General features: G+C 67.1%; 18 protein-coding genes and 1 pseudogene. 12 read left to right on the top strand and 7 right to left on the bottom strand.

The features are described 5' to 3' along the window. Positions 1–16: 16 nt before the first annotated feature. From kduD to ACO07H_RS14510, 10 genes are all read left to right on the top strand, one after another. On the top strand, positions 17–778 hold the full coding sequence (gene kduD / locus ACO07H_RS14555) for a 2-dehydro-3-deoxy-D-gluconate 5-dehydrogenase KduD (protein WP_422015334.1): 762 nt from the start codon (positions 17–19) through the stop codon (positions 776–778). 123 nt (positions 779–901) lie between these two features. Further along, entirely contained in the window at positions 902–2,071 is a 1,170-nt protein-coding gene (locus ACO07H_RS14550) for a glycoside hydrolase family 88 protein (RefSeq protein WP_422015332.1), read from the top strand. Between the two features lie 105 nt (positions 2,072–2,176). Further along, positions 2,177–5,101, top strand: coding sequence for a TonB-dependent receptor domain-containing protein (locus ACO07H_RS14545; RefSeq protein WP_422015330.1), 2,925 nt, complete (start codon positions 2,177–2,179; stop codon positions 5,099–5,101). Positions 5,102–5,212: 111 nt separating this feature from the next. Further along, positions 5,213–6,505 carry a D-tagatose-bisphosphate aldolase, class II, non-catalytic subunit gene (locus ACO07H_RS14540; protein ID WP_422015328.1) on the top strand — a complete coding sequence of 431 codons (1,293 nt, stop codon included), beginning with the start codon at positions 5,213–5,215 and terminating at the stop codon, positions 6,503–6,505. 11 nt (positions 6,506–6,516) lie between these two features. Further along, positions 6,517–7,662, top strand: coding sequence for an SIS domain-containing protein (locus tag ACO07H_RS14535; RefSeq protein WP_422015326.1), 1,146 nt, complete (start codon positions 6,517–6,519; stop codon positions 7,660–7,662). Between the two features lie 12 nt (positions 7,663–7,674). Then, positions 7,675–8,616, top strand: coding sequence for an ROK family protein (locus ACO07H_RS14530; RefSeq protein ID WP_422015324.1), 942 nt, complete (start codon positions 7,675–7,677; stop codon positions 8,614–8,616). After that, positions 8,610–9,773: an N-acetylglucosamine-6-phosphate deacetylase gene (locus tag ACO07H_RS14525; protein WP_422015322.1), complete on the top strand. Its 1,164-nt coding sequence runs from the start codon at positions 8,610–8,612 to the stop codon at positions 9,771–9,773. The genes ACO07H_RS14530 and ACO07H_RS14525 overlap by 7 nt, the downstream gene beginning before the upstream one ends. Beyond that, positions 9,770–12,226, top strand: a complete 2,457-nt coding sequence (locus ACO07H_RS14520) for a polysaccharide lyase 8 family protein (protein ID WP_422015320.1) — start codon at positions 9,770–9,772, stop codon at positions 12,224–12,226. The genes ACO07H_RS14525 and ACO07H_RS14520 overlap by 4 nt, the downstream gene beginning before the upstream one ends. A 34-nt stretch (positions 12,227–12,260) precedes the next feature. Continuing rightward, positions 12,261–13,817 (top strand): sulfatase, encoded by a 1,557-nt coding sequence (locus ACO07H_RS14515; protein ID WP_422015318.1) that lies wholly within the window; start codon positions 12,261–12,263, stop codon positions 13,815–13,817. 219 nt (positions 13,818–14,036) lie between these two features. Next, the gene (locus ACO07H_RS14510; RefSeq protein ID WP_422015316.1) at positions 14,037–17,111 is read left to right on the top strand and encodes a chondroitinase family polysaccharide lyase; all 3,075 of its coding nucleotides are present in this window, start codon (positions 14,037–14,039) and stop codon (positions 17,109–17,111) included. Positions 17,112–17,607: 496 nt separating this feature from the next. Here the strand turns inward: ACO07H_RS14510 and ACO07H_RS14505 are convergent, their stop codons facing one another. From ACO07H_RS14505 to ACO07H_RS14495, 3 genes are all read right to left on the bottom strand, one after another. Then, positions 17,608–17,832: a hypothetical protein gene (locus ACO07H_RS14505; RefSeq protein WP_422015314.1), complete on the bottom strand. Its 225-nt coding sequence runs from the start codon at positions 17,830–17,832 to the stop codon at positions 17,608–17,610. Positions 17,833–17,979: 147 nt separating this feature from the next. Beyond that, complete coding sequence (locus ACO07H_RS14500; RefSeq protein WP_422015312.1) at positions 17,980–18,918, bottom strand: dienelactone hydrolase family protein; 939 nt, start codon at positions 18,916–18,918, stop codon at positions 17,980–17,982. Between the two features lie 11 nt (positions 18,919–18,929). Next, the gene (locus ACO07H_RS14495; RefSeq protein WP_422015310.1) at positions 18,930–19,355 is read right to left on the bottom strand and encodes an ABC transporter permease; all 426 of its coding nucleotides are present in this window, start codon (positions 19,353–19,355) and stop codon (positions 18,930–18,932) included. 208 nt (positions 19,356–19,563) lie between these two features. Here ACO07H_RS14495 and ACO07H_RS14490 point away from each other — a divergent pair. Next, positions 19,564–19,716: pseudogene (locus tag ACO07H_RS14490) on the top strand (transposase); the annotation flags it as partial. A 397-nt stretch (positions 19,717–20,113) separates the two neighbouring features. Here ACO07H_RS14490 and ACO07H_RS14485 read toward each other — a convergent pair. After that, a complete protein-coding gene (locus ACO07H_RS14485; RefSeq protein WP_422015308.1) occupies positions 20,114–21,019 on the bottom strand; it encodes a LysR family transcriptional regulator in 906 nt (301 codons plus the stop codon). Positions 21,020–21,092: 73 nt separating this feature from the next. Here ACO07H_RS14485 and ACO07H_RS14480 point away from each other — a divergent pair, with 73 nt between their 5' ends. Next, a complete protein-coding gene (locus tag ACO07H_RS14480) occupies positions 21,093–22,082 on the top strand; it encodes a sodium-dependent bicarbonate transport family permease (RefSeq protein ID WP_422015306.1) in 990 nt (329 codons plus the stop codon). On the opposite strand, the gene ACO07H_RS14475 is transcribed toward ACO07H_RS14480, so the two are convergent. The 3 genes from ACO07H_RS14475 to ACO07H_RS14465 all read right to left on the bottom strand — a co-directional run bounded on the left by ACO07H_RS14475 (position 22,057) and on the right by ACO07H_RS14465 (position 23,922). Further along, complete coding sequence (locus ACO07H_RS14475; RefSeq protein WP_422015304.1) at positions 22,057–22,338, bottom strand: hypothetical protein; 282 nt, start codon at positions 22,336–22,338, stop codon at positions 22,057–22,059. The genes ACO07H_RS14480 and ACO07H_RS14475 overlap by 26 nt on opposite strands. A 787-nt stretch (positions 22,339–23,125) precedes the next feature. Then, on the bottom strand, positions 23,126–23,323 hold the full coding sequence (locus tag ACO07H_RS14470; protein ID WP_422015302.1) for a hypothetical protein: 198 nt from the start codon (positions 23,321–23,323) through the stop codon (positions 23,126–23,128). A gap of 164 nt (positions 23,324–23,487) precedes the next feature. Continuing rightward, the gene (locus tag ACO07H_RS14465) at positions 23,488–23,922 is read right to left on the bottom strand and encodes a DUF4279 domain-containing protein (RefSeq protein ID WP_422015300.1); all 435 of its coding nucleotides are present in this window, start codon (positions 23,920–23,922) and stop codon (positions 23,488–23,490) included. Position 23,923 lies beyond the last annotated feature (1 nt).

The following is a 23,923-nucleotide window of genomic DNA, read 5'->3' as shown; positions in this document are numbered from 1 at the left end:
ACAAAAGCGACCGACCATGACAGCACAGCTCTTTTCTCTCGCGGGCCGCAGCGCATTGGTGACCGGTGGCGCCAGCGGCATCGGCCAGGCGATTGCGGTGGCGCTGGCGCAGGCCGGGGCGCGGGTTGCCATCACCGCCAACCGCCAGCCCGCCGACGACACCCTCGCGGCCGTGCGGGCCGCGGGCAGCCAGGGCCTGGCCGTGCAGGGCAACCTGGCCGAGCCGGGCGCCGCGGCTGCCGCTGTCGAAGCGACGGTGCAAGCCTTCGGCAGCCTGGACATCCTTGTCAATGGTGCCGGCATCATCCGCCGCGCCGACGCCGACGTGCACAGCCAGTCCAACTGGGACGACGTGCTGGACCTCAACCTGAACGCCGTCTGGCAGCTGTCGCAGCAGGCCGGCCGCCAGATGCTCGATCAGGCGCACGGCAAGATCATCAACATCGCCTCGCTGCTGAGTTTCCAGGGCGGCATCCGTGTGCCGTCGTACACGGCCAGCAAGCACGCCGTGCTGGGCCTGACCCGCGCGCTCGCCAACGAGTGGGCGAGCCGGGGCGTCAACGTCAACGCCATCGCGCCGGGCTACATCGACACGGCCAACACGGCCGCGCTGCGGGCCGACGAGGAGCGTCAGCGCCAGATCCTGGAGCGCATCCCCGCCGGCCGCTGGGGGCGGGCGCAGGACATCGGGGGCGCGGCCGTCTTCCTCGCGTCCGACGCCTCGGCCTACGTGCACGGCCAGGTGATCGCCGTGGACGGCGGATGGCTGGCGCGCTGACCACGCGACGAATTCTTTGGCCCAATATGGAAACGTTACCCTATATTGATCGACAGTAGCTCGTCGAAACGCCTGTGCAGAGGCGATTTTTTCGAGAAGTAATGGAAACGTTACCTTATCACCATGCCAATCACCACTGATACGCCTACCGCCACCACCTGCTTCGACCAGCCTTTGTCGCAAGCTCTGGCCCAGGTGCGCCGCCTTCGAGACGAGTTCCCCGAAGGCTTCCCCCACGGCTGGACGCAGGACAACCGCTACGTGGACCGCGACCTGTATGGCTTCCCGCCCGGCGCCAACGTTGGCTGGACGACCGGCTTCTGGACGGGCCTGCTGTGGGTCGCCTTCGAGCTTGCCGACGACGCAGCCTGCAAGGCCTCTGCCGCGCAGCACGTGGGCAGCTTCGCCACCCGCATCCGCGACCGCGTCAACGTCGACCACCACGACATGGGCTTCCTGTACACGCCCTCTTGCGTGGCCGCATGGAAGCTGACGGCAGACCCGCTGGCTCGCAGCGCCGCGCTGGATGCTGCCGACTGGCTGCTGCAGCGCTACTGGCCGCAGGCCGGCATCATCCAGGCCTGGGGCGACCTGACCGATCCCGAGCAGCGCGGCCGCATCATCATCGACTGCCTGCTGAACCTGCCCTTGCTCTTCTGGGCAAGCAACGCCAGCGGCAACGAGGCCTACCGCGAAGCCGCGCGCAGCCACCTGGTGAAGTCGCGCGACTTCCTGGTGCGCAAGGACGCGTCGAGCTTCCACACCTACCACTTCGACGTCGCGACCGGCGCCCCGCTGCGCGGCAGCACGGCCCAGGGCGCCGCGGACGACTCCTGCTGGGCGCGCGGCCAGGCCTGGGGCATCTACGGCTTCGCGCTCAATCACCGTTTCGCGCCCGACCTCGGGCTGCTTGCCGTCGCCCGTCGCCAGGCTGACTACTTCCTGGCCCGCCTGCCCGCCAACGGCGTCGCCTACTGGGATCTCGCCTACGGCGACGGCAGCGGCGAACCCTGGGACAGCTCGGCCTCGGCCATCGCCGCGTGCGGCCTGATCGAGCTGGCCTCGCACCTGCCGGCGAGCGAGGGCGAGCACTACCGCCTTGAGGCGCTGCGCATCCTCGCCGGGCTTGCCCAGCACTGCGACGGCACCGGCACCGGTTCCAACGCGCTGCTGCTGCACGGCGTCTACAGCAAGCCGCATGGCAAGGGCATCGATGAAGCCTCGCTGTGGGGCGACTACTTCTATCTCGAAGCGCTCGCCCGCGCGACCCGTGGCTGGCAGGGCCATTGGTAGGCCTGCGATCCGCAACCCCGCAAAGAACCACCGCACCCAAACGCATTGACCAAACCCTGAGAGGAGACAAGAGTGAAGGCTGTTCAATTTCCATCAAGCCATCGGATGAGCCCTCTGGCATCCGCCGTTGCCCTGGCCGTTTCGGTCCCGGTCTGCATGGCGCAGGCTCAGTCCACGGACGACGCGCAGAAGGCGTCGCTCAATCGCGTCGAGATCACCGGCTCAAAGATCAAGGGCGTCGACGCCGAGTCCTCGGTGCCGGTGCAGACGATCACACGCGCGCAGATCGAGGCCACCAGCGCCACCACGCTGGATGAGGTGCTCCAGTCGATGGCCATTTCCGGCGATGCCCGCAACCGCACGACGGGAGCGGATCAGATCTCCTACGCCAACCTGCGCGGCATCGGCTTCGGCCGCACGCTGGTGCTGGTGAACGGCCATCGCTGGGTCGGCAGCTCGGACCTCAACGGCACGGCCGACCTCAGCTCCATCCCGCTGGCATCCGTCGAGCGCATCGACGTGCTCAAGGATGGCGGATCGGTCCTGTACGGCGCGGACGCCATGGTCGGCTTGATCAACGTCGTGCTCAAGGACAGGTTCAGCGGCGCCAACCTGCGTGCCTATTACGGCAGCTACTCGGAGGGCAAGGGCGCCCAGAAGACGGTTGAGCTGACCGTCGGTCACACGACCGAGCGCTTTTCCGGCCTCCTGTCGTTCCAGTACAACCAGGGCGAGGGTCTGCACTTCAGCGACTACGAGCTGACGCGCCAGCGCGCGCCCTATGGCTCGGGCAGTTTCAACTACACAGACTTCACGCCGGCCGGCAGCTTCAAGCTGTGTAAGAGCGCGGTCCTGCCCTCGGGTGGTTGCGCCGCCGGTACGCTCGCCGACCCGAACGGCGTCAAGACCAATTTCTTCACCTACGACCCGGGCAAGACCGGCACGGACTGGCGCGTCTACGACAAGCCGACCGACAGCTACAACAACGTCGGCGTCAGCAGCCTGGTCGTTCCGCTCACCCAGAAGTCGGTCGTGGGAGACATGTCCTACCAGATCACCGACCGCATCAAGCTGCGCGTGACCGGGCAGTTCATGCAAGCCTCGGCGACGTCCGACGCGCCGCAGGACTTCAACCTGGGCGCGGGCGGCTCGGTAGGCGGCGCGGGCATCTTCATCTCGCCCCAGAGCTACTACAACCCGTTCGGCGTCGCCGTCGGACGCGTCCAGCGCGCGGCCGTCGAAGCGGGCCCGCTGCAGCGGGCCGCCGACACCAAGACCCGCGCCATCTCGCCCACGTTGTCGGGCGACTTCGACCTGTGGGGCCGCAGCTTCGACTGGGAGTTCGGTGCGGTGCATGGCTCGACGCACCAGGTGACGCATCTCAACAATGACTTCAGCATCAGCCGGCTGACGAATGCCCTGGGTCCGTCCTTCAAGGACAGCAGCGGCAACATCGTCTGCGGCACGCCGGGCCATGTGATCGCGGGCTGCGTGCCCATGAACCTGCTGGGCAGCGGCACGATCACGTCGGAGATGCTGAAGTACGCCCAGCTCGACCCCCAGGACGTGGGCTGGACCAACAACTTCTACGACCACGACTACTTCGCCCAGATCAGCTCCCCCGACCTGGTCAAGCTGCCGGCCGGCCCGCTGGGCTTCGCGGGCGGCATCGAGCGCCACACCGTGTGGGGCGACACGGGGCGCTTCATCGCCTTCGACAACAACGACGCGCTGTCGCGCACCCGCGGCGTCACCGGTGGCGGCTACGGCTCGACCGACGTCTTCGGCGAGTTCTACGTGCCGCTGCTCAAGCGGCTGCCGGGCATCCAGAAGCTGGACCTCAGCGTGGCCGGCCGGCATTCGTCCTACGGCGGTGGCATCAACGTCAACAACAAGAAGTTCGGTCTGAAGTGGAAGGTCATGGACGACCTGGCGCTGCGCGGCAGCTTCAGCACGGGCTATCGCCTGGACCTCTCCGGCATCATCCAGAACACCGTGACCTCCACGGTCGTCGTGACCGACCCTTGCTCGTTCACCACCAACACCAACGGCAGCATTGCCTCCAACCGCTACACACAGCTCACGGCCGAGCAGCAGGCGCAGTGTCGTGCGGCCGGTGTTCCCGTCGGTGGTTATGACACGCGGCTCGCGGGGCCGACGACGCAGCTGAACACGGCCAACCCGCAGCTGGGCCCCGAGCGCGACATCTTCCGCACCATGGGCTTCGTGTACAGCCCCCACTACGTGCCCGGGTTGGAGCTCACGCTGGACTACTGGGATGTCACCTTCCGCGACAGCATCGTCAAGCCGAACATGAACCAGATGGCGCTCAACTGCCTGTCCAACCCCGGCGACCCCCGGATGTGCCCGGACGGCTGGATGCAGCGTGACGCCGGTGGTGCGATCAGCTTCGTCCGCGTCGGTGCGCTCAACGGCCCTGGCGGCGAGCGCTTCAAGGGTTTCGATCTGAACTGGCGCTACGCCCCCAAGGCCACGAGCTTCGGCAAATTCAGCTTCGACATGACCAACGCCATCCTCACGAAGGTCATCGACACCCCGATCACGCCTGTCAACAAGGTCGGCGTGCTGACCAGCGGCACGCTGTCCTCCGGCGCCCACTATCGCCTGCGGTCCAACCTCAGCGTGAACTGGAGCCGCGCGGCCTGGGGCGCTCGCTGGGGTGCGCGCTACTTCTCGAGCCAGACGGAGAACTGCAAGCTGACCGGCACCAGCGTCGTGGGCCTGTGCAATGACCTGGGGCCGGTGCAATCCCAGACGGACCCGAGCAACCCCGCCACCGCCAAGTACCTGCCCTTCCTGGCGGGCGGCAGTGCCAACCGCATTCCGGCGTACACGCTCCACGACGTCAGCGCTTTCTACCAGCCGACGTCGCAGAGCCGGGTCAAGCTCGGTGTCAACAACGTCTTCAACAAGCAGCCGCCGTTCGTCGTCAACGCAGACCGCAGCTTCAACCCGGCCTTCGGGGTGCCGGATCGCTACGGCTACGTCGAGTACACGCAGAAGTTCTGACGCGGGCTGGCCGCGGGCAGGGCGGCCGACAGGCCCCCCGCCCGCGGCCCATCACGTCCGACAGCCTCTTTCCCTGCCCGACCGGCGCCCTCCCTTCCTCACGTTGACCTCATGAAAGTCTTGCTCGACTTCGTCGATCGCCACCGCCGCGGCGCTGCCGTGGGCATCTATTCGGTGTGCTCGGCTCACCCGGACGTGCTGCGCGCCGCGATGACGCATGCCCTGGCGGGTGCACAGCCGCTGCTGATCGAATCCACATCCAACCAGGTGAACCAGTTCGGCGGCTACACCGGCATGCGGCCGGCCGACTTCCGCGACTTCGTGCATCGGCTGTCGGACGAGGTGGGGCTGCCCCGCGAGCGGCTCATCCTCGGCGGCGACCACCTGGGCCCTAACTGCTGGCAGGCCGAAACGCCGCAGGAGGCCATGGCCCGCTCGGAAGTGCTGATCGCCCAGTACGTCGAGGCAGGCTTTCGCAAGATCCACCTGGACTGCTCCATGCCCTGCGCCACAGACCCGGCCGTGCTGAGCGACGAAGTGGTGGCCGAGCGCGCGGCGCGGCTGGCCCGCGTGGCCGAGGCGGCCTGGGCCCGCGCCGGTGGCGAGGCGCCGGTCTACATCGTGGGCACCGAAGTTCCTGTTCCCGGTGGCGCCCATGAAGAACTCGACAGTCTGGCCGTGACCCGCCCGGCGGCCGCGCAGCGCACGCTGGCCGTGCATCAGGAGGCCTTCGCCGCCGTCGGCGCGGGCGCAGCCTGGGCACGGGTGATCGGCCTGGTGGTGCAGCCCGGCGTGGAGTTCGACCATGACAAGGTCATCGACTACCGGCCCGATCTGGCGCGCGAGCTGAGCGCCACCATCGCCGGCCATCCCGGCCTGGTGTACGAGGCGCACTCGACCGACTACCAGACCTCCGACGCGCTTTCGGCCCTCGTCCGCGACCACTTCGCGATCCTGAAGGTCGGCCCCGGCCTGACCTTCGCGCTGCGCGAGGCGCTATGGTCTCTCGTTGACATCGAGCAGGAATGGCTGGGGCCGGACGCATCCCCCGACCTGCGGCAGACGGTGCTCTCGGTCATGCAGGAGCAGCCCGGCCACTGGCAGAAGTATTACCAGGACAGCGACCGCGTCAGGCTGGACCTGCAGTACAGCCTCAGCGATCGCATCCGGTACTACTGGAGCCACCCGCGCGTGGCCGAGGCCGCCCGTCGACTGCTGGACAGGCTGGACCGCGCCTCGCCCTCGGGCCTGCCCATGACCCTGATCAGCCAGTGCATGCCCTGGCAATACGAGCAGATCCGCGCCGGACGGCTGAAGAACAGCGCGACGGCCCTGCTCGACTCGAGCGTGCATCGCGTGCTTCAGCAGTACGCCCTCGCATGCAACCCCATGAACCTGAATTGAAGGCGCACACCATGCCCCTTACTGACATGACCGATGCCGAACTCGAACAGCGCGGCGCTCGTTGGACGGTGCGCGAAATCATGCACCAGCCGGCCGTCTGGGCCGAGGCGTTGCAGGCGCTGGGCGACAACGTCGGCGTGCAACGCTTCATCGCCGCCCAGCTCGCCACGCCTCATCTGCGCATCGTCCTGACCGGCGCGGGCACCTCCGCCTTCATCGGCGAATGCCTGGCGCCCGCCATCGGCGCGGCCACCGGCTTGCGCGTCGAGGCCATCGCCACCACCGACATCGTCAGCGGCCCCGGCCTGTGCCTGGCCGCGGACGTGCCGACGCTGCTGGTGTCTTTCGCCCGCTCCGGCAACAGCCCGGAGAGCGTGGCGGCCGTGCAGCTCGCCGACCGCTTCGTCAAGGACTGCCGTCAACTGGTCATCACCTGCAATGCCAACGGCGAACTGGCGCGCGAGATGGCCCGGCGCGACGAGACCAAGTGCCGCGCCGTGGTGCTGCCCGATGCCACCCACGACCGCGGCTTCGCGATGACCTCCAGCTTCACCACCATGCTGCTGGTGGCGGCGCGGTGCTTCGGCATCGCGCAGCATGCCGACATGCTGACGGCTGCCGCGCGCCGCTTGATGCCGCAGGTGCCCCAGCAATGTGCGCTTTGGGTGGGCCGCTTCGAACGCGTCGTCTACCTCGGATCCAATGAGCTCAAGGGCCTGGCACGCGAGGCCGCGCTCAAGCTGCTGGAGCTGAGCGACGGCCGCATCGTCAGCCTGCACGATTCGCCGCTGGGCTTCCGCCACGGCCCCAAGACCATCGTCAATGGCGCGACGCTGGTGGTCATCTTCCTGTCATCCGATCCCTACACCCGCAAGTACGACCTCGACCTGCTGCGCGAGCTGCGCGCCGATGGCCGAGCCGGCAAGGTGCTGGTCATGGGCGCGCTGGGCGACGACTTGATGGCGGATGGCGACACCCTGGACCTGGCCGACGCGCAAGGCCTCACCGATGTCGAGCTGGCGCCGCTGTACATCCTGTTCGCGCAGTGGTTCGCGCTGCAGCAGTCGCTGGCGCTGGGCCTGACGCCCGACAACCCCAGCGTCTGCGGCACGGTCAACCGCGTCGTCCAGGGCGTCACCATCCATCCCGTGCACTGACGGCCACCGAGCATGACCCGGATCATTCACGGCATCGACGTGGGCGGCACCAAGATCGAACTCGTCAGCCATGACGAGGATCTGACGCCGCTGCACCGGCGCCGCATCGACACGCCGACCCAGGGCATCCAGGAATTCATCGAGGCCGTTGTCGGCCTGGTGGAGGAGGCGGATGATTGTGTGGGGGCGGCAACGGCTGTCGGGGTCGGCATTCCGGGATTTGTCGATCCGCGCACCGGCTGCCACGTCAGCGCCAACATCCCGGCCCTGCGCGGGCACCGGGTTGCCCGCATGCTGCAGGCGAGCCTGAAGCAGCCGGTCAACGTTGCCAACGACTGCCACTGCTTCGCGCTGTCCGAGGCGAACGGCGGCGCGGCGGCGCGTTTCGACTCCATGTTCGGGCTGGTCATCGGCACCGGCGCCGCGGGCGGCTACTGCGTGAACGGCCGGCTGCTCAAGGGCCGCAACGGCGCGCTGGGCGAGACCGGGCACACGCCCATCTCCGCGGCCGTGCTGCAGGGGCACGGCCTGCCCATCTTCGAGTGCGCCTGCGGGCAGCGCGGCTGCCTGGAACGCTATGTGTCGGGCTCGGGGCTGCGGGCGATCTACACGCATCTGAGCGACAGCCAGCTGGACGGGCAGGGCATCATGGCGCTGGCCTGCGCCGGCGACTCGGCGGCGCGGCAGGCGCTGGCAGTGCATCTGGACATCCTGGCGAGCAGCCTGGCCAGCCTGGTGCTGCACCTGGACCCCGGCGCCATCGTGCTCGGCGGCGGGCTGTCCAAGCTCAGCCATCTGTATGAGGAGCTGCCGGAACAGGTGACGCGCCACCTGGTGCGCGGCCTGATCTCGCCGCCCATCCTGCCGCCGGCCTTCGGCGACGCCGGCGGTACCCGCGGCGCGGCCGTGCTGGCCCTGAGCCTGCTCCGGGCCGAGGACGCCCGCGCATGTTGAACAGGGTCACAGGGCGCGTGCTCACGCCCCAGGGCTGGCGGCTTGCCGAGGTGAGCATGGCGCAGCGCATCGTGACCATCCGCGAGCTGTCGGTGCCCGAGCTGGCGGGCCTGGATCCTGCCGAGCTGCCGGTCGTGCTGCCCGGCTTCATCGACCTGCACGTGCATGGCGCTGTGGGGCGGGATGTGATGCAGGGCGGCGATGCAGCGCTCGAAGTCGCACGCTTTCATGCCAGGCACGGCACCACAGCGATGCTGGCCACCACCATGACGGCGTGCGAAGCCGACATCGAGCGCGCGCTGCGCGGCGTGCGGCGCAGCATGGAGGCCTTGGTGCCGGAGGGCGCGCGCATCCTGGGCGTGCACCTGGAAGGCCCGTTCATCAGCGAGCAGCGCCTGGGGGCCCAGCCGCCGGCGGTCATGCGCGGCGACATGGCGCGCATCCGGCGCTGGCAGGCGCTGGCGCCCATCCTCGCGCTGACCCTGGCGCCCGAGATAGAAGGCCATCTGGCGCTGATCCCGGAGCTGGTGGCCCAGGGCATGCGCGTGCAGCTGGGGCACACGGCCGGCAGCTACGACGACGGCGTGAAGGCCTTGCAGGCGGGCGCCACGGGCTTCACCCATTTGTTCAACGGCATGAGCGAGATGTCGCATCGCCAGCCCGGCATCGCCTGCGCCGCGCTGGCCCATGCCGAGTTCGCCGAGATCATCCCGGACCTGCAGCACGTGCAGCCGGGCGCCATCCTGGCCGCGCTGCGTGCCATCCCCAAGGCCTACGGCATCACCGATGCCACGCCGGCCACGGGTATGCCCGATGGCGAATACACGCTGGGCACCCAGCGCGTCTTCAAGTGCATGGGCTGTGTGCGCCTCGCGCTGGGCGACTCGCTGGCCGGCAGCGCGCTGACCATGGACCAGGCGCTGAGGAACCTGGTCTCGCTGGGTCTGGACCTGGCCGACGCGTCCAACCGCCTGTCACGGTTTCCCGCCGACTACCTGGGCCTCGCGGATCGAGGCCGCATCGAGGTGGGCGCCTGGTCAGACTTGGTCTCCCTCGACGCCGAACTCATGGTTCAGCGGGTGTGGGTGCAGGGGCGGGAGATCCCGATCGCGCCAGGCCGGAACGGGCCGGAGATCATCGCAAGGGCATCCGCATGAAAGCCATCACATCCTTCGCAGCGAGCCGCGCCTCGCTGGCCTTGCTCGCGGCGCTGAGCGCGGCATGTCCGGCTGCGCCGGCGACCGAGGCGTCGATGCAGCCGGTGGCCGTCAATGCGCCAGCCGCCGAGGCCTTCGACGCGTTGCGCCAGCGCTGGCTGCTCAAGCTGGTCGGCCCCGCATCGCTGGACCGCCAGGAAGCTCTCGTGGCGAGCCGTCTGCGCCGCCAGTCCGACGCGGCACTGCGAGCGTTGCGGCAGATGCACCGCGAGCCCGGTGCCAAGGCGCTGTGGGACGACATCGGCGACTTCAAGAACCCCGACACGCTGGCCGCGTCGGCGCTGGTGACCAGCAATGCCCTGCGCCTGCTGACGATGGCGCAGGCCTACGGCACGCCCGGATCCCCGGCCTATCGGGATGTCCGCCTGGCCGAGGGCTTCGCTGCCGGCCTGGACTGGCTGCTGCGTGAGCAGTACACCGCCGGCCGTCCCGAGTGGGGCAACTGGTGGCACTGGCAGATCGGCACGCCGCTGCGCCTGCTCGATCTGCTGACGTTGGCGGGAGACACCGTGCCTGCGCAACTGCGCGAACGCTGCCTGGCAGCCATCCGCTGGTACGTGCCCGATCCTCGGACCAAGAGCCGTGCCGACGGGACGCTGGTCCATGAGACCGGTGCCAACCTGCTCGACAAGGCGCTGGTGGCCATCCTCGGCGGCATGCTGGGCCAGGACGGCGCCCGTGTCGCGTCCGGCCGCGACGCGATCGGCGGCACGCTGGACTACGTGAGCACGGACGACGGCTTCTACCGCGACGGCTCCTTCATCCAGCACCACTACTTCGCCTATGCCGGCAGCTACGGCGTCGTGGCCCTGGAGGACTATGCGCGGCTGCTGTACCTGCTGCAGGGCTCGGCCTGGCCCATCACCGATGCGCGCGTGGCGCATGTCTACGCGTTCGCGCGGGAGAGCTTCGTGCCGCTGCTGATCGATGCCGCCATGCCCGACGCCTTCCGGGGCCGCAAGCTCAGCCAGCCCGGCCATACCGACCGCAGCGCGGGCCGCGCCGTCATCGCCGCGCTGGCTTCGCTGGCCGAACAGGCGCCGCCTGCGGACGCGGCCGCGCTGCGCTCGGCCATCAAGGGCTGGCTGGCGCAGGATCGCGAGCTCCTGGCCACGCTGTCGGACGAGGGCGGTGACGCCAGCCTGCCTTTGCACGAGCTGAGCCTGCTCAAGGCCATCGCCGCCGACGCCAGCATCCGGCCCGTCCTCGCGGCACCGGGCGCACGCATCTACCCTGCGATGGACCGCGCCGTGCTGAGAGGGAGCGGCTTTGCCGCCGTGCTCAGCCTGACGTCGCCGCGCACCGGCGCCTTCGAGATGGGCAACGGCGAGAACCTCAAGGGCTGGTGGACGGGCATGGGCAGGCTGGCGCTGTACGACGCGGACCTGGCGCAGTTTGCCGACGGCTACTGGCCCACGGTGGACATCCGGCGCCTGCCCGGCACCACCACGGACCGCTCGGGTGCGGGCCGGCCCCAGGCCTGGAAGCAATATGCCAATCCCGAGGCCTGGGTGGGCGGCGTGGCGCTGGGGCGCTACGCGGCGCTGGGCATGGCCTTCTCGATGCGCGAGGTGACGGGCTCGGCGCTGCAGGGCCGCAAGGCCTGGTTCCTGCTCGGCGACCGCATCCTCGCGCTGGGCTCGGGCATCACGCCCGCGGCGGGCACGGCAGAGACCGTCGTCGAGAACCGCCGGCTCTCCGATGCATCCGGCGCCCGCTTGCTGGTCGACGGCCAGGAGCTGCCCAACGGCAAGCGCAGCGGCGTGCACTGGGCCCACCTGCAGGACGACAGGGCGGGCAGCAGCATCGGCTACGTCTTCCCGCTGGGTACCGACCTCGTGAGCGAGCGCAGCGAACGCCACGGCGCCTGGCACGATCTGCACGAGTACGCCAGCAAGCAAGACCTGAAGAACAGCTTCCAGGTGCTGTCCATCCCGCATGGCAGCCCGTCCTATGCCTACCTGCTGCTGCCCGGGGCCGGTGAGGCCGAAACCCGCGCCGCGGCCGCCGATCCCGGGCTGCGCATCGAAGCCAATGATGAACAGGCGGCGGTGGTCCAGGTGCCGGGCGCGGGCGTCTACGCGGCCAATCTTTGGCGGGCGGGCAGGGCGGCCAAGGACGGCAAGCCCTATGTGTCGAGTTCGGCGCCGGCGGCCTTGCTCATCCAGCGCAGCGGTGATCGGATGACGCTGACCGTGGCAGAGCCGACGCAGCAAGAGGCCGCTGTGGAATTGACGTTCGAGCAGCCGGTGCTCTCGGTCGGGCCGCTGAGCGCCGGCGTGACAGTGCTGGCCACCGCGCCCAAGCTGCGCCTGCGCGTGGACACCGCCGGCGCCGCGGGCGCCAGCTTCACGGCCGAGTTCATCCTTCCTGCCGCCCGGCCCCAGCCCTGAGCGTCACGATCGCGCCATAGTTTTCGGAGGTTCCATGCCCAGTTCACGTCGCAACTTCGTCAAGCAGGTGGCCACCGGCGGCGGCCTGCTGTTGTCCGGCCAGGCGTCCCAGGCCGCGGCGCCCTGCGCGACGGCAGGGCCGACCGCCAAGCCGCTGAACCTGCTGCTGGTGTTCCCCGACGAGATGCGGGCCCAGGCCCAGGGTTTCATGCGCGCGGATCCGGTGCTGACGCCCCGTGTCGACCGCTTCGCCCGGGAGTCGCGCGTGATGACGCAGGCCGTCTCCAACTACCCGCTGTGCACGCCGGCACGCGGCATGATCATGACCGGCCAGTACCCGTTGCGAAATGGCATGACCGGCAACTGCCATGACTACGGGGCCCTGGTCGGCATCGACCTCTCCCGGCATGCGATCTGCTGGTCAGACGTGCTGAAGGCCCAGGGCTATGCGCTGGGCTATGTCGGCAAATGGCATCTGGACGCGCCGCACGAGCCCTACGTCCCCAGCTACAACAACCCCGTCAACGGGACGAAATGGAACGAATGGACGCCGCCGGAGCGCCGCCACGGCTTCGAGTTCTGGCACTCCTACGGCACCTACGACCTGCACCTGACGCCCATGTACTGGACGAACGAGGGCGACCGCGACCATCCCATCCATGTCAAGCAGTGGGGGCCGGAGCACGAGGCCGATGTGGCCATCCAGTACCTGCGCAACGAAGGCGGCAAGCTGCGCGACCCCGCCAAGCCCTTTGCGCTGGTGGTGTCGATGAACCCGCCGCATTCGCCCTATGACCAGGTGCCGAAGAAATACCTGGACCGCTACCAGGGCCTGAGCAGCCGCGACCTCAACCGGCGCGAGACGGTCGACTGGGCCAAGAAGTACGAGGAGGGCTATGGCCCGGAGCATGCCAAGTCCTATTTCGCCATGGTCAGCGGCGTGGACGAGCAGTTCGGGCGCATCCTCGATGCCTTGGACGAATGCGGCTTGCGCGACGACACCTTGGTGGTGTTCTTCTCCGACCACGGTTGCTGCCTGGGCGCCCATGGCGAGCCCACCAAGAACAACCCCTTCGAGGAGTCCCTGCGGATTCCGATGATGTTCCGCCTGCCCGGTCGGATTGCTGCGGGCACGGATGCGTCGCTGATGTCGCTGCCCGACCTGTATCCCACCCTGCTGGGGCTGCTGGGCCTGGCCGACAAGACTCCGGCCACCGTGGAAGGCTCCGACTGGTCGGCCCGGGTGCTGACGGGCAAGGGCGCCGGCGCCAGCTCACAGCTCTACCTCTCGGTCCCCTACGGCGCGCAGTCGTTCGGCAAGCGCGGGGTCAGGACCGAGGGCCACACGCTGGTGGTCCAGCGAGCCGACAAGCAGGCCCTGCGCTACACGCTCTTCGACAACGTCGCCGATCCCCTGCAGACCCGCGACGTGGCGGCACAGCAGCCGGCCCTCGTGAAGGAGCTGATCGAGCGCGAACTGCTGCCCTGGCTGGAGAAGACCGGCGATCCCTGGCGGCCAGCCGAATTCGATACGACTTCGCGGTCGGTCAAGGTCTCCCGCGCCAAGCCCACGCCCGGCTCGGAACGCTGAGGCGGCGCCAGCAACCGGTCTCCTGGTCCGTCCCTGGTCCGCGCTCCTTGAGGGCCGGGCCGGGAAGACCTTGCGGCCCCTGGCATTGCGCCAGGGGCCCCTTTTTGTACCGACCCGGGGCCTGTGCGCTGCTCGGGCCCGCTTCAGGCGCCGACTTGTGCCAAGGCCCGCGCCAAAGCCTCGCGCCAACACAAGATGACAAGTACCACTGGAGATGTCGTGTCCAAAGTTCCGTTGCTGCTGGCCGCCATGCTGCTGGCCGAACCCCTGCTGGCGGCCACCCCGACGGCTCGCGTCGACGAGCGCACATCAGCGCGGCTGGAGCGTTTCGAGGACGGCGTTCCGGCCGGTGTCTCGACGCTGAAAGGCCGGCTCAGCCTGTCGGGCGAGCATGTCAAGGACGGCAGCTACTCGCTGCAGTGGGACTGGCGTGAGGGCGACAGCCTCGTCATCCGGCACCCTTTTGCATTCCGTCCCTTCGTGGCCAACGGCGCCGATCAGCGGCGCGACGGCATCACGTTGTGGATCTACAGTGCGCGGCCTTTCGAAGGGCAATACCGCTTCCAGTTCCACAAGGGAGAACAGGCCGCTTCGTCGTTTGTGATGAACGCGAACTTCACGGGCTGGCGCGCTGCGGTCGTTGCGTTCGAAGTGGACATGCAAGGCCAGCCGCTGGCGGGCATGGATCGCTTGACGATCACGCCCCCGGCCGGCGCGGCGAGCGGCACCGCCTGGATCGACCAGCTCGGGCTGGACATGCGCATCGACATGCGGCATCCGGCTGCCGACTATCAGCTGCCGGATCTGAACAAGACCGCGCCCAGCTCAGCCAACCGGCACTGGACCGCCCTGATCCACTTCGACCGCTGGCTGCAGGAGGCGCAGGCCCGCCAGGCCTTGGGTGCAGGGGGTGCAGGAGCGACCGAACCCATCAGCGCGCTGATCGATGCCGACCTGCTGGAAGGCAAGGTCGGAGCAGCCGATGCGCTGGAGATCGCCAGGCGTCAGCTGCTGCCCGACGGGGCGATCAAGGCGTTGGCGGAAACCTCCCACCAGTGGGAGATGTACGCCACCAGCGGCGTCGACCAGAAAGCCCTGGCCGCCTTGCGCGCCAGCACCGCCACGTGGAAGGAGTTCGGCGCCGCGATGCGCGCGCTGGCCGTGGCCTTCCGTCGCAGCCAGGACGCCGCGGCGCGCGGCCCGCTGCGCGAGCTGTTCCTGCGGCTGAACTCGCACCTGGGCGACCAGGGCCTGGTGCGCGGCAGCGGCCAGGGGCTGATGCATCACCAGGGCTACATCCTGCGCGACTGGGCCGAGGCGGTGTTCCTGATGCGCGGCGAACTGGGCGAGCAGCGCGCCCAGACCCTGCAGGCGCTGGGCTATTACGTGGGCCTGGGCCGCATCTACGAGCCGACGTCCGCAATCGTCGAGTTCAACGTCGACGTGATGAACACGCTGATCCAGCCGGCGCTGTACGCCATCCTGATGGAGCCCGATGCGGCGCGACGAGACGCCTTGCTGGGCGACCTCTCGGCATGGCTGTCGGCCTCGACGCTGAAGTCGCAGGGGCTGGCCGGCGGGATCAAGCCCGACGGCAGCGTCTTCCATCACGGCCAGCATTACGTGGCCTATGGCAACGGCGGGCTGGCGGGCGTGACGGCGGTCCTGCGCTACCTGGAGGCGAGCCGATTCCCCGTCACCGCACAGGCCTATGCGCGCATCCGTGACGCGGTGTTGCGCACCCGCATCTACTCCAGCGACGGCCTGATCCCGATGAGCCTGAGCGGCCGCCACCCGGATGGCCAGCAGTCGATCGCGATCGCGCCCTTTCGCTCATTGGCGCAGGCGAGGGGGGCAGCGGATCCGGAACTTGCTTCGGCCTATCTGCGCCTGGTGCGTGGTGACTGGGCGGGGAAGAAGGCCTGGGGGCCCACCGAGATCGACCGGAAGCTGGCGCGAGAGCTGCTTGCCAAGGGCGTCAAGCCCGAGGCCGACCCGCAAGGCAGCTGGACGATGAACTACTCGTCGATGGCCCTACACCGGCGCGATGGCTGGCTGGCGACTGCGCGCGGCTACAGCCGCTACCTGGCGGGCAACGAGTCGTACGACAGGAAGAACCTCTACGGACGCAGCATCAACTATGGCGCGCTTGAAGTCATGCCCGCCGAAGGGGCCAGGCGCGGCTTTGCTGCGCAGGGATGGAACTGGAATCGGTGGCCTGGCACCACGGCGATCCAGCAGCCGCTGGCCCGCCTCGAAGCCAGGGTGCTGAACGTCGAGCCCTCGGCCGGCGTCGAGGAGATGCTGCTGTCGGAGGAAAGCTACGCCGGCGGGCTGGACTTCCGCGGCCGGCAGGGGATGTTCGCGATGAAGCTGCAGGGCCACCCGAAGTACGGTGACGACTTGGTGGCGCGCAAGTCGGTCTTCATGTTCGACGAGCGCATCATTGCCGTCGGTTCGGGCATCGGTGCCAGCGACCGCGAGTCTGCGGTGCAGACCACGCTGTTCCAGGACCGGCTGTTGCCGGGCGGTGCCAGCGCGGACATGGATGGCGTCGGCACGCCCTGGAGCGCCAGCGAGACCCGCCTGCGCCTGGATGGTTCGCGCTTTGCCCGCGACGAGCGGGGCAACGGCTGGTGCCTGGCGTCGGGCCAGACGGTGGCATTCAAGCGCGGCCCGCAGGATTCGGTGGACGAGACGGGCCGCGGCGCCACGCGCGGGGATTTCGCCAGCCTCGTGATCGACCACGGCATCGCACCCGTCAATGCCGGCTACGAATACGCCATCTTCATCGGCATGCCGGGCGACGCCGGCCGCAAGAGGTGCGGCGAGCAGGGCACGGCCAAGGCTGCGTATGTCGTCCTTTCCCGTTCGAACCGTGCGCACATCGTGAACGACCGCGCCACGGGGCTCACCGCCTACGCCTTGTTTGAGCCTGGGGCCGTGGAGAACGACGCGCTGCTGCAGGCGGTGTCCAGCCCCGCGATGCTGATGCTGCGCAGCGAGAAGGACAAGCTGTCGGGGTCGTTCGTGAACCCCGACCTGAACCTCTATCAAGGCAAGGATCCGGAGCAGTACGACGCCTCGGGTGCGCGCCGCGAGCGAATCGTCTACGGCCTGCCCTGGATGGAGCAGCCGTCTCAGCCGATGCACACGGTGGTGACACTGCGCGGGCGCTGGAAGCTGGCCAGACCGGTCGAAGGCCTGGCGGTCCGTGTCAACGGGATGAACAGCGAATTGATGTTCCGGACCAGCCACGCGATGCCAGTGCAGTTTGACGTGGTCAGGGACTGAGCAATGCGAACACGGGGCATCCTGAACGTGTTTGACGCGATCATCGCATCGCGCGAGGGCCGTGCTGCGCGATGCCGACTACTCCAGTACATCGCCGGTAAACGCGGCCGATGTTCTTTCCCAAATTGACCTGCCCCAGAATCCGTACCAATCGATTTGATGAATCCGCTGGGTTGAAGGGCATTACTCCTGGGTTTGTTGCGGCGCCGGAACGGCGCCGCTGGTCCTGAGCCTTAACCGACGCCGGATTCAATCAAATCGCGGTCATTGCGCCTGATGGCTTGACGCTACCCTCGTTGGCTACGCGAGGGAGACCGTGCGTGCTGGTGTCGCGAGGTCGCGCACATGCCGCCATGTAGGCTTCCTCCATGGGGAAAGTCGATGGACATGTTGACCTTCCGCAGAGCGTTCAATCGTGAAGCACAGCTCCTGGCCGAACTTTGGCCACCCTGACCTGCAGCCGCGGCAGTCCGAAGTCCCTGCAGCGCGGCCGGCACTAACGCTGATGACGTAACCACGCCCGCGACTCATCCCGGAGCGCAAGATGCCTGGGCATACCGAACACGACCGCAGCGACCGCATCGGCTGGCTGCTCGCAGCGGTACTCGGGGTTGAAGATGGCGATCATGTCAATCGCCAGCCCGATGCCCGGCGTGGCCACTGCGGGCATCCAGCACCACGCGATCCTGTTGACCAGCGTCTCGGGGTTGGTCGATTGCACCTGAGGTGGGCGACCACACGCTGCGCGTGCAATTGCGCAATGCGGCGCGCGCAGGCGGCTGCCGCAGCCCACCAAGCCCGCTGCAACGAGAGGGCGGATGCGCCGCAACGGCCCTCCGCAGCAGTTGGGTCGGCGTGGTCATGCCGGCTAACCCGGCAGGTTCTCCGCCAAGAACTGCAACACCTGCTGCTTGGCGTCTTCGCGTGCCTGCGCGTTGGGGGCGACGGTCACGCCCTGGCCGGGGTGCACGCCGTTGGGCACGTCCTTGCGGGTCTTCTGGGTCTTGATGCCTGGGTTGTCGAAGTCGTGGAACGTGCCCGGGTAGGTCACGATGCGCATCGGCTCGCCGCGTGCTGCTGCGCTGGCCGTGAGCGCGACGCAGGCCGCGGCAGGTGTCCAGTCATCGGCTTCGCCGATCAGGATCAGCAGCGGGGCGGATGGGTGGAAGGATGCGGCCGTCCTGGCGCGTGCACTGCAACCCGGGTAGAACGCGACGGCGGCCGCGAAGCCCGGCTCGTCCCGTGTCGCCTGGGACACCGTGGCGAGCACGCTGCCGCCGCCGTGCGACCAGCCCAGCACAGCGATGCGGCTTCGAGCCACTTCGGGCTGAGCACGCAGATAGGCCAGGGCTGCGTTGGCGTCGCCCATGCGGTCGCGTTCCTTCAGTGTCCTTTCGTCGAACTTCTGGGTACAGAGCTGCTTGACGCCGCGCGAGGTGAAGCTGTCCAGCATCAGAGCGACGTACCCATGTGCGGCCAGCAACTCGCCCCACATCCGGTGGCGCGCATTGAGAGCGCCGTCGCTCGCGTAGGCACCGCCGCAGCCATGCATCATCACGACGGCAGGGTGCTCGCCCGCACCGGCAGGCTGGAAAACGTAGCCGACGAGCGGCTTGGGTGACGAAGAAAGGCCTGCCGTCGGAATCTCGATGGCTCGTTCGGCGGCCGATGCCGATGAGCAGCCGGCAGCAGCCGCAACTGCCCATGCGAGCGACCACGCCACCATTCGATGGCGTTTGAGCAATCGGCGAAGCGCAGGGCTGTCGTTCATCGGGACCTCCGTTGGTGCAAACAGCAGGGTTTCCATTTAATCAGCGTTCAAGTGATCAACCGGGGGTACATCCAGCCGCCGATCCAGACCAGTGCCGCAAGCCCTGCGGCCAGCACGGCGAAATCCATGCCCAGGCCCAGCGTGCTGGTGCCACCCACCAGCATCAGCGAGCGCAAGCCGTCCACCACATAGCTCAGCGGGTTGGCGTGAGCCACCGCCTTCAGCCACGGCGGCATGATGTCGGTCGGGTAGATCGCGTTGCTGGCGAAGAACAGCGGCATCGTCAGCACCTGGCCTATGCCCATGAAGCGCTCGCGCGTCTTGACGATGCAGGCAATGATCAGCGAGAAGGTCGAGAACAGCGCGGCGCCGAGCAGCACCAGCGCCACCACGCCCAGCAGTGCCTGCGGGCTCCAGACCAGCGGCACGCCCAGGGCCACGGCGACACCGTAGACGATGACCGCCTGCGTCATCGGCGTCGGGGGGAGCGCGAACGGCTTGCCGCCGCCCGGGCAGCGCTGGCTGATCCGGGGCTTCGTAGATGCGCCAGTGCGTGGCACCGGCCCGGGGGCGCTGCTTGAGGGGTCATCGTTGCGGTTGCGCCGACAAAGGGGGAAGGAAGACTCGAACCTAGCTTCGACGCTCGTCGCGCAGCCGTCTGTTCGATGCCGCACCCCATTGCGTCATCGCTGGGTAGTCGAGCGCACGCACGCCTGGTTGGCGGCCTTCGGAAAACTGCGCATCCGCTTCGAGCGCAGTGTTCAGACTCACCTGGCTCTACTGAGCTTGGCCTGCTGCATCATCTGCGTTCGCACGCCGCCGGCGTTCTGTTAGCAACTCTTAAGGACCGGTCGCCACTGCGTCAAAGTCGCGAGTTCGAATAACGATGAGCCCACCTATGCGCCTCGCGGGCCTGCCGGACAGCCGGTGCGCTGGATTTCGAAACTCGCGGCAACGGCACCCACCAGATTCCGGCCTCGCGGATTGGCGTGGCAACGTCGCTGCTCGGGACGCGCAAAGACCTCTATGCACCCCTGTCGGTTGGCGAGCCCGCTCGGCCCGGTGACTAGGCATGATCCGCGGAGCCAACATGGCCAAGCGAACTGAACTCATCGAAGGCGCACTGCTCAAGATGAAGTGCGCCGAGTCGATCCATTCAACCACTGCCCGTCGGTTTATTGACGTCAGGGGCACCGTGCGTCTCGCACCGGCAGTGTCCTTCAGCCCGAAGCTAGTTGTGCGCTTCCCACGACTTCGCCAGCGCGAGCAGATGGCCCCGGAACTCGGTCGCCACGGGTGACAGTCGCTTGCCGAGAGGCCACAGGAGCCACCAGGACGATGGGGCAGGGAAGCCTTGCACCGGCAACACCGCGACATGGTCGTCGCGTGGGTCCGCCGCGAGTGCGTGACGGGATATCAAGCCCAGGCCCATGCCGCCAGCGACGGACTGCTTGACTGCCTCGTTGCTGCCAAGTTCCAACCGCACGCGCGGCGAGAGGCCGAGGCGGGCCAAGTGTGCGTCCGCAGCCATGCGGGTGCCTGATCCGGGCTCACGCAAGATGAAGGCCTCGTCTTGAAGGCGTTGCCAACGGATGCGCTTGCTGCAGCCCAGCGGGTGTTCCAGCGAAGCGATCACAACGAGAGGATTGGGTAACAGAGCCTCCTTGTGATGAGGCACATCCTCGGGCGGCATCGACAGCACGTACAGGTCGTCCAGATTGCCGCGCAATCGCTCGACGACGCCGTCCCGGTTGATGACCTGCAGTGAGATGTCGATGTGTGGATGCTCAGCGCAGAACTTGCCAAGCATCCGGGGCACGAAGTACTTTGCAGTGCTCGCCACCGAAAGCTTCAGCCGGCCTTGTTCAAGGCCTTTGAAGGCCGCCACCTGCTGTTCGAAGGATTCCCACTCCGCCTGCACGGTCCTCGCGGTGCGAAGCAGGGCTTCACCCGCCTCTGTCAAGTGCAGGCGCTTTCCAACCTGCTCATACAGAGGCAGGCCCACGGACTCGGCCAGATCCTTCAACTGCATGGACACCGTCGGCTGAGTGACATGGCACGCCTTGGCCGCGCCTGTGATGCTGCCGGCATCTGCGAGTGCTACAAGCATCCTCAGTTGGCGGAAAGTTGCTTGCATAGAAATAAGTCTATGGATGGCATCATAACTATTGATTTTTCATCGTGGTGCTCTCTCCGTAGCATGCCGACGCATGAGCAATCTTCTAGACCCCGCTATCCTGTTTTTCGTCCTGGGCGTGACCGCCGGCTTGATGAAATCAAACCTCGAAGTGCCGCCAGCGCTGTCCAGGTTCCTTTCGCTCTACCTGCTGATGGCTCTTGGACTCAAAGGCGGATTCGCGCTCGCGAAGTCTGGCTTCACGGGCGAGGTACTGGCGACCCTGGCGTGCGCCATCAGCCTGGCCGTGGTCGTCCCCCTGCTGGGGTGGGGCGTCCTCAAGCGGCTGCTCCCACCGTTCGATGCTCTTGGCGTCGCTGCAACGTACGGGAGTGTCAGCGCAGTCACCTTCGTCACCGCAGCCCACGTGCTTGAGCAACAAGGCACACCCGCCGGCGGTCACCTGGCCGCTGCCATGGCTCTCATGGAGTCACCTGCGATCCTTTTCGGCGTAGGGGTGGCGGGTGCCATGCGCGGTCGCGGCGCCGTGGTGTTGGCAGGGGATGGCACAGCCGCGCTAGGCCGCCCAGGACTGGCACTCGGAAAGCTGGCGCGTGAAGCGCTGACCGACGGCGGTACCGTGCTGCTCCTTGGTGCGCTCTTGGTGGGCTTGGCCACCGGCGAGTCGGGCGCCAAGGCGATGCAGCCGTTCACGGTCGACCTCTTCAAAGGCCTGCTGGCGTTCTTCCTGCTGGACATGGGGCTGCTGACGGCCAGGCATTTCGATGGCTTGAAGAAACTGTCCCTGACGCTGGTGGCCTACGGAGTCCTCGGGCCGATCGCGCACTCGCTGCTCGCGCTGCTGCTTGCGCGAGTCGCAGGTCTTTCGATTCCCGACGCCACGCTGCTCGCTGTCCTGGCTGCCAGCGCGTCCTGCATCGCGGTCCCGGCGGTGTTGCGTACGGCAGTGCCAGAGGCCCGGCCCGCGCTGTACTTCGGCTTGTCCCTTGGCCTGACTTTCCCGTTCAACCTTCTGTTCGGAATACCGCTTTATCAGTTCATGGCCAATGCCTGGCTCTCGTAGAGACGACTTCGACTCGGCCAGCCCGCTGAGATCGCACCGCTTTACGTGCTGCTGGCTTCGTCCAGCGTTCATCGTTGCCGCTATAGCGGCTCAGAAGCTTCTCGTTGACGCGCAGGAGGGCGCGGCCGTGGGCCAGCGTCAGGCGGCGCATGTCATCTTCCGGCGCGTTCAGCTCGTACTGATACAGGCGTAGGAACTCTTCCAGCGGTGGGCGCAGCACATCCTGCTTGCCGAGGACGAGGGCGGCTTTGAGCACCGATTTGCCTCGGTGTGTCCGGTTTGGTAGCCCTCGATTTCCTCCGGCGTGTAGGTATCGCCCATCACCCGTGCTTCATCACCAGCCAACGCGGTGGCTTCGATGTGCAGGCAAATCGAGTCGATGACGTCGGGCGTCAGGGCGTCGATGCGGATGCGGAATTGAGGATTTCTTGAAGGCCGGTGGGCAAGATGGGCATAGTCGAATGGTTCGTGATGCCAAGGTATAGGCATCCAGATCGACCATGATTTGCGCTCGTGCCGTTGTGTAGGCCCCTTGTGTGAAAGTCCAGGGGAGAGAACACCCTGGATTTACAGAATCTTGTTGCGATTCAAGGACTTACAAACAATTCTGGCGGAGAGGGCGTCCGCCGGCGGGCCAGTATTGATGCGGCTTTCAAGGCCATCAACGGCGTCTACCCACAAAGCTACCCACAAAAAATCACGTGATCGCTGGATCCCATGACAGGTTCGTTCGGCTTCGGTTGCTAGAAGAAATCGGTGTGAAGGCGGCGCGTGGTGTGGCCTGATTCTTCCGGGCGGTAGGGCCGCAGCGGTCGGCACGGGGTGGCTCTTCCAGGTGTTCCCCCTGGGCAGCCGGGGCAATACCCACCTCGGGTGGGCTGCGCCGCCTGTTCAGGCCTGCGTCGCTCGCGTGGCGGTCACAAGACCGCGAGATGTTCAAGCTCAAACACGTTGAGCTGGAGTGGCTGGTCAACCTTGAGAAGTACCGGGAGTTCCGCCGGCAGGGTTTTGACGCGGTGAAGGCGACTGTGGAGCCACGCAGCTCACGCGGCTGCATAAAGCCGCCTGGCCAGCGGCGCGTGCTCGGCGATCACGGACTCGATTTGCGCAGCATCGCGGGGGTCGAGGTCAGCACGGAGGTTTCGCAATTTGCGCTGCTCGACCTCGATCTCGGCCAGGCGGCCGGGATCGGGGTTTGCAGCGTTCAGCGCCTCGTGAAGGCGTTGGGCTTCGCAGCCCAACCTACGAGCTGGGCCGGCGCCGCGCACTTGGCGATCACAAACACGATTGGCACGGTGTCTTCAGCGGCGAGGTCGGCGCGGAGGTTTAGCGATTTGCGCGACTCGGCCTGCCACCGTCGACAGGATTGCTGTTGGGGTCAACGACCCCAACCTACCGGGCTGAATCATGCAGTACCTGACCCCAATTTCTCGGATTCACCGTACACGTCCATTGCTAAGTCAATTCCAAGCTTCCCCAGCTTGCTAAGAACTTCACTCTCAAAAATTGCTCCAGTATTTCCAGCGGAATACCAACCAACGAACAATTCAAGGCGAACACCACTTTTCTTTAAATTAAGAAAAAATTCTTCATGGGCTTCAAGATTCAATAGCGTTTGATCTAAGAAAGCTTCGATGTCTTCGTCATCCTTATGAGGAAAAGGGAACGAACAATATCCACTATCGTAGACGCCCTCCAAGAGCGCTCCTCCTGCACTCACTCGTCGCTCGCCAGCTTTTCTTTTCCATTTTGGCGCAAGACCAAGCTTGTCAGTCAGTTCATCTGGGCTCAGAGAAACTCCAAACGCGCGAAATGAAATTTCGTAGCTAAAAGTGTTCATT

Origin of the sequence: Roseateles sp. (genome assembly GCF_965229315.1) — a bacterium.
In the GTDB taxonomy this organism is placed as follows: domain Bacteria; phylum Pseudomonadota; class Gammaproteobacteria; order Burkholderiales; family Burkholderiaceae_C; genus Pelomonas.
This window is presented reverse-complemented; position numbering and strand designations above follow the sequence as displayed.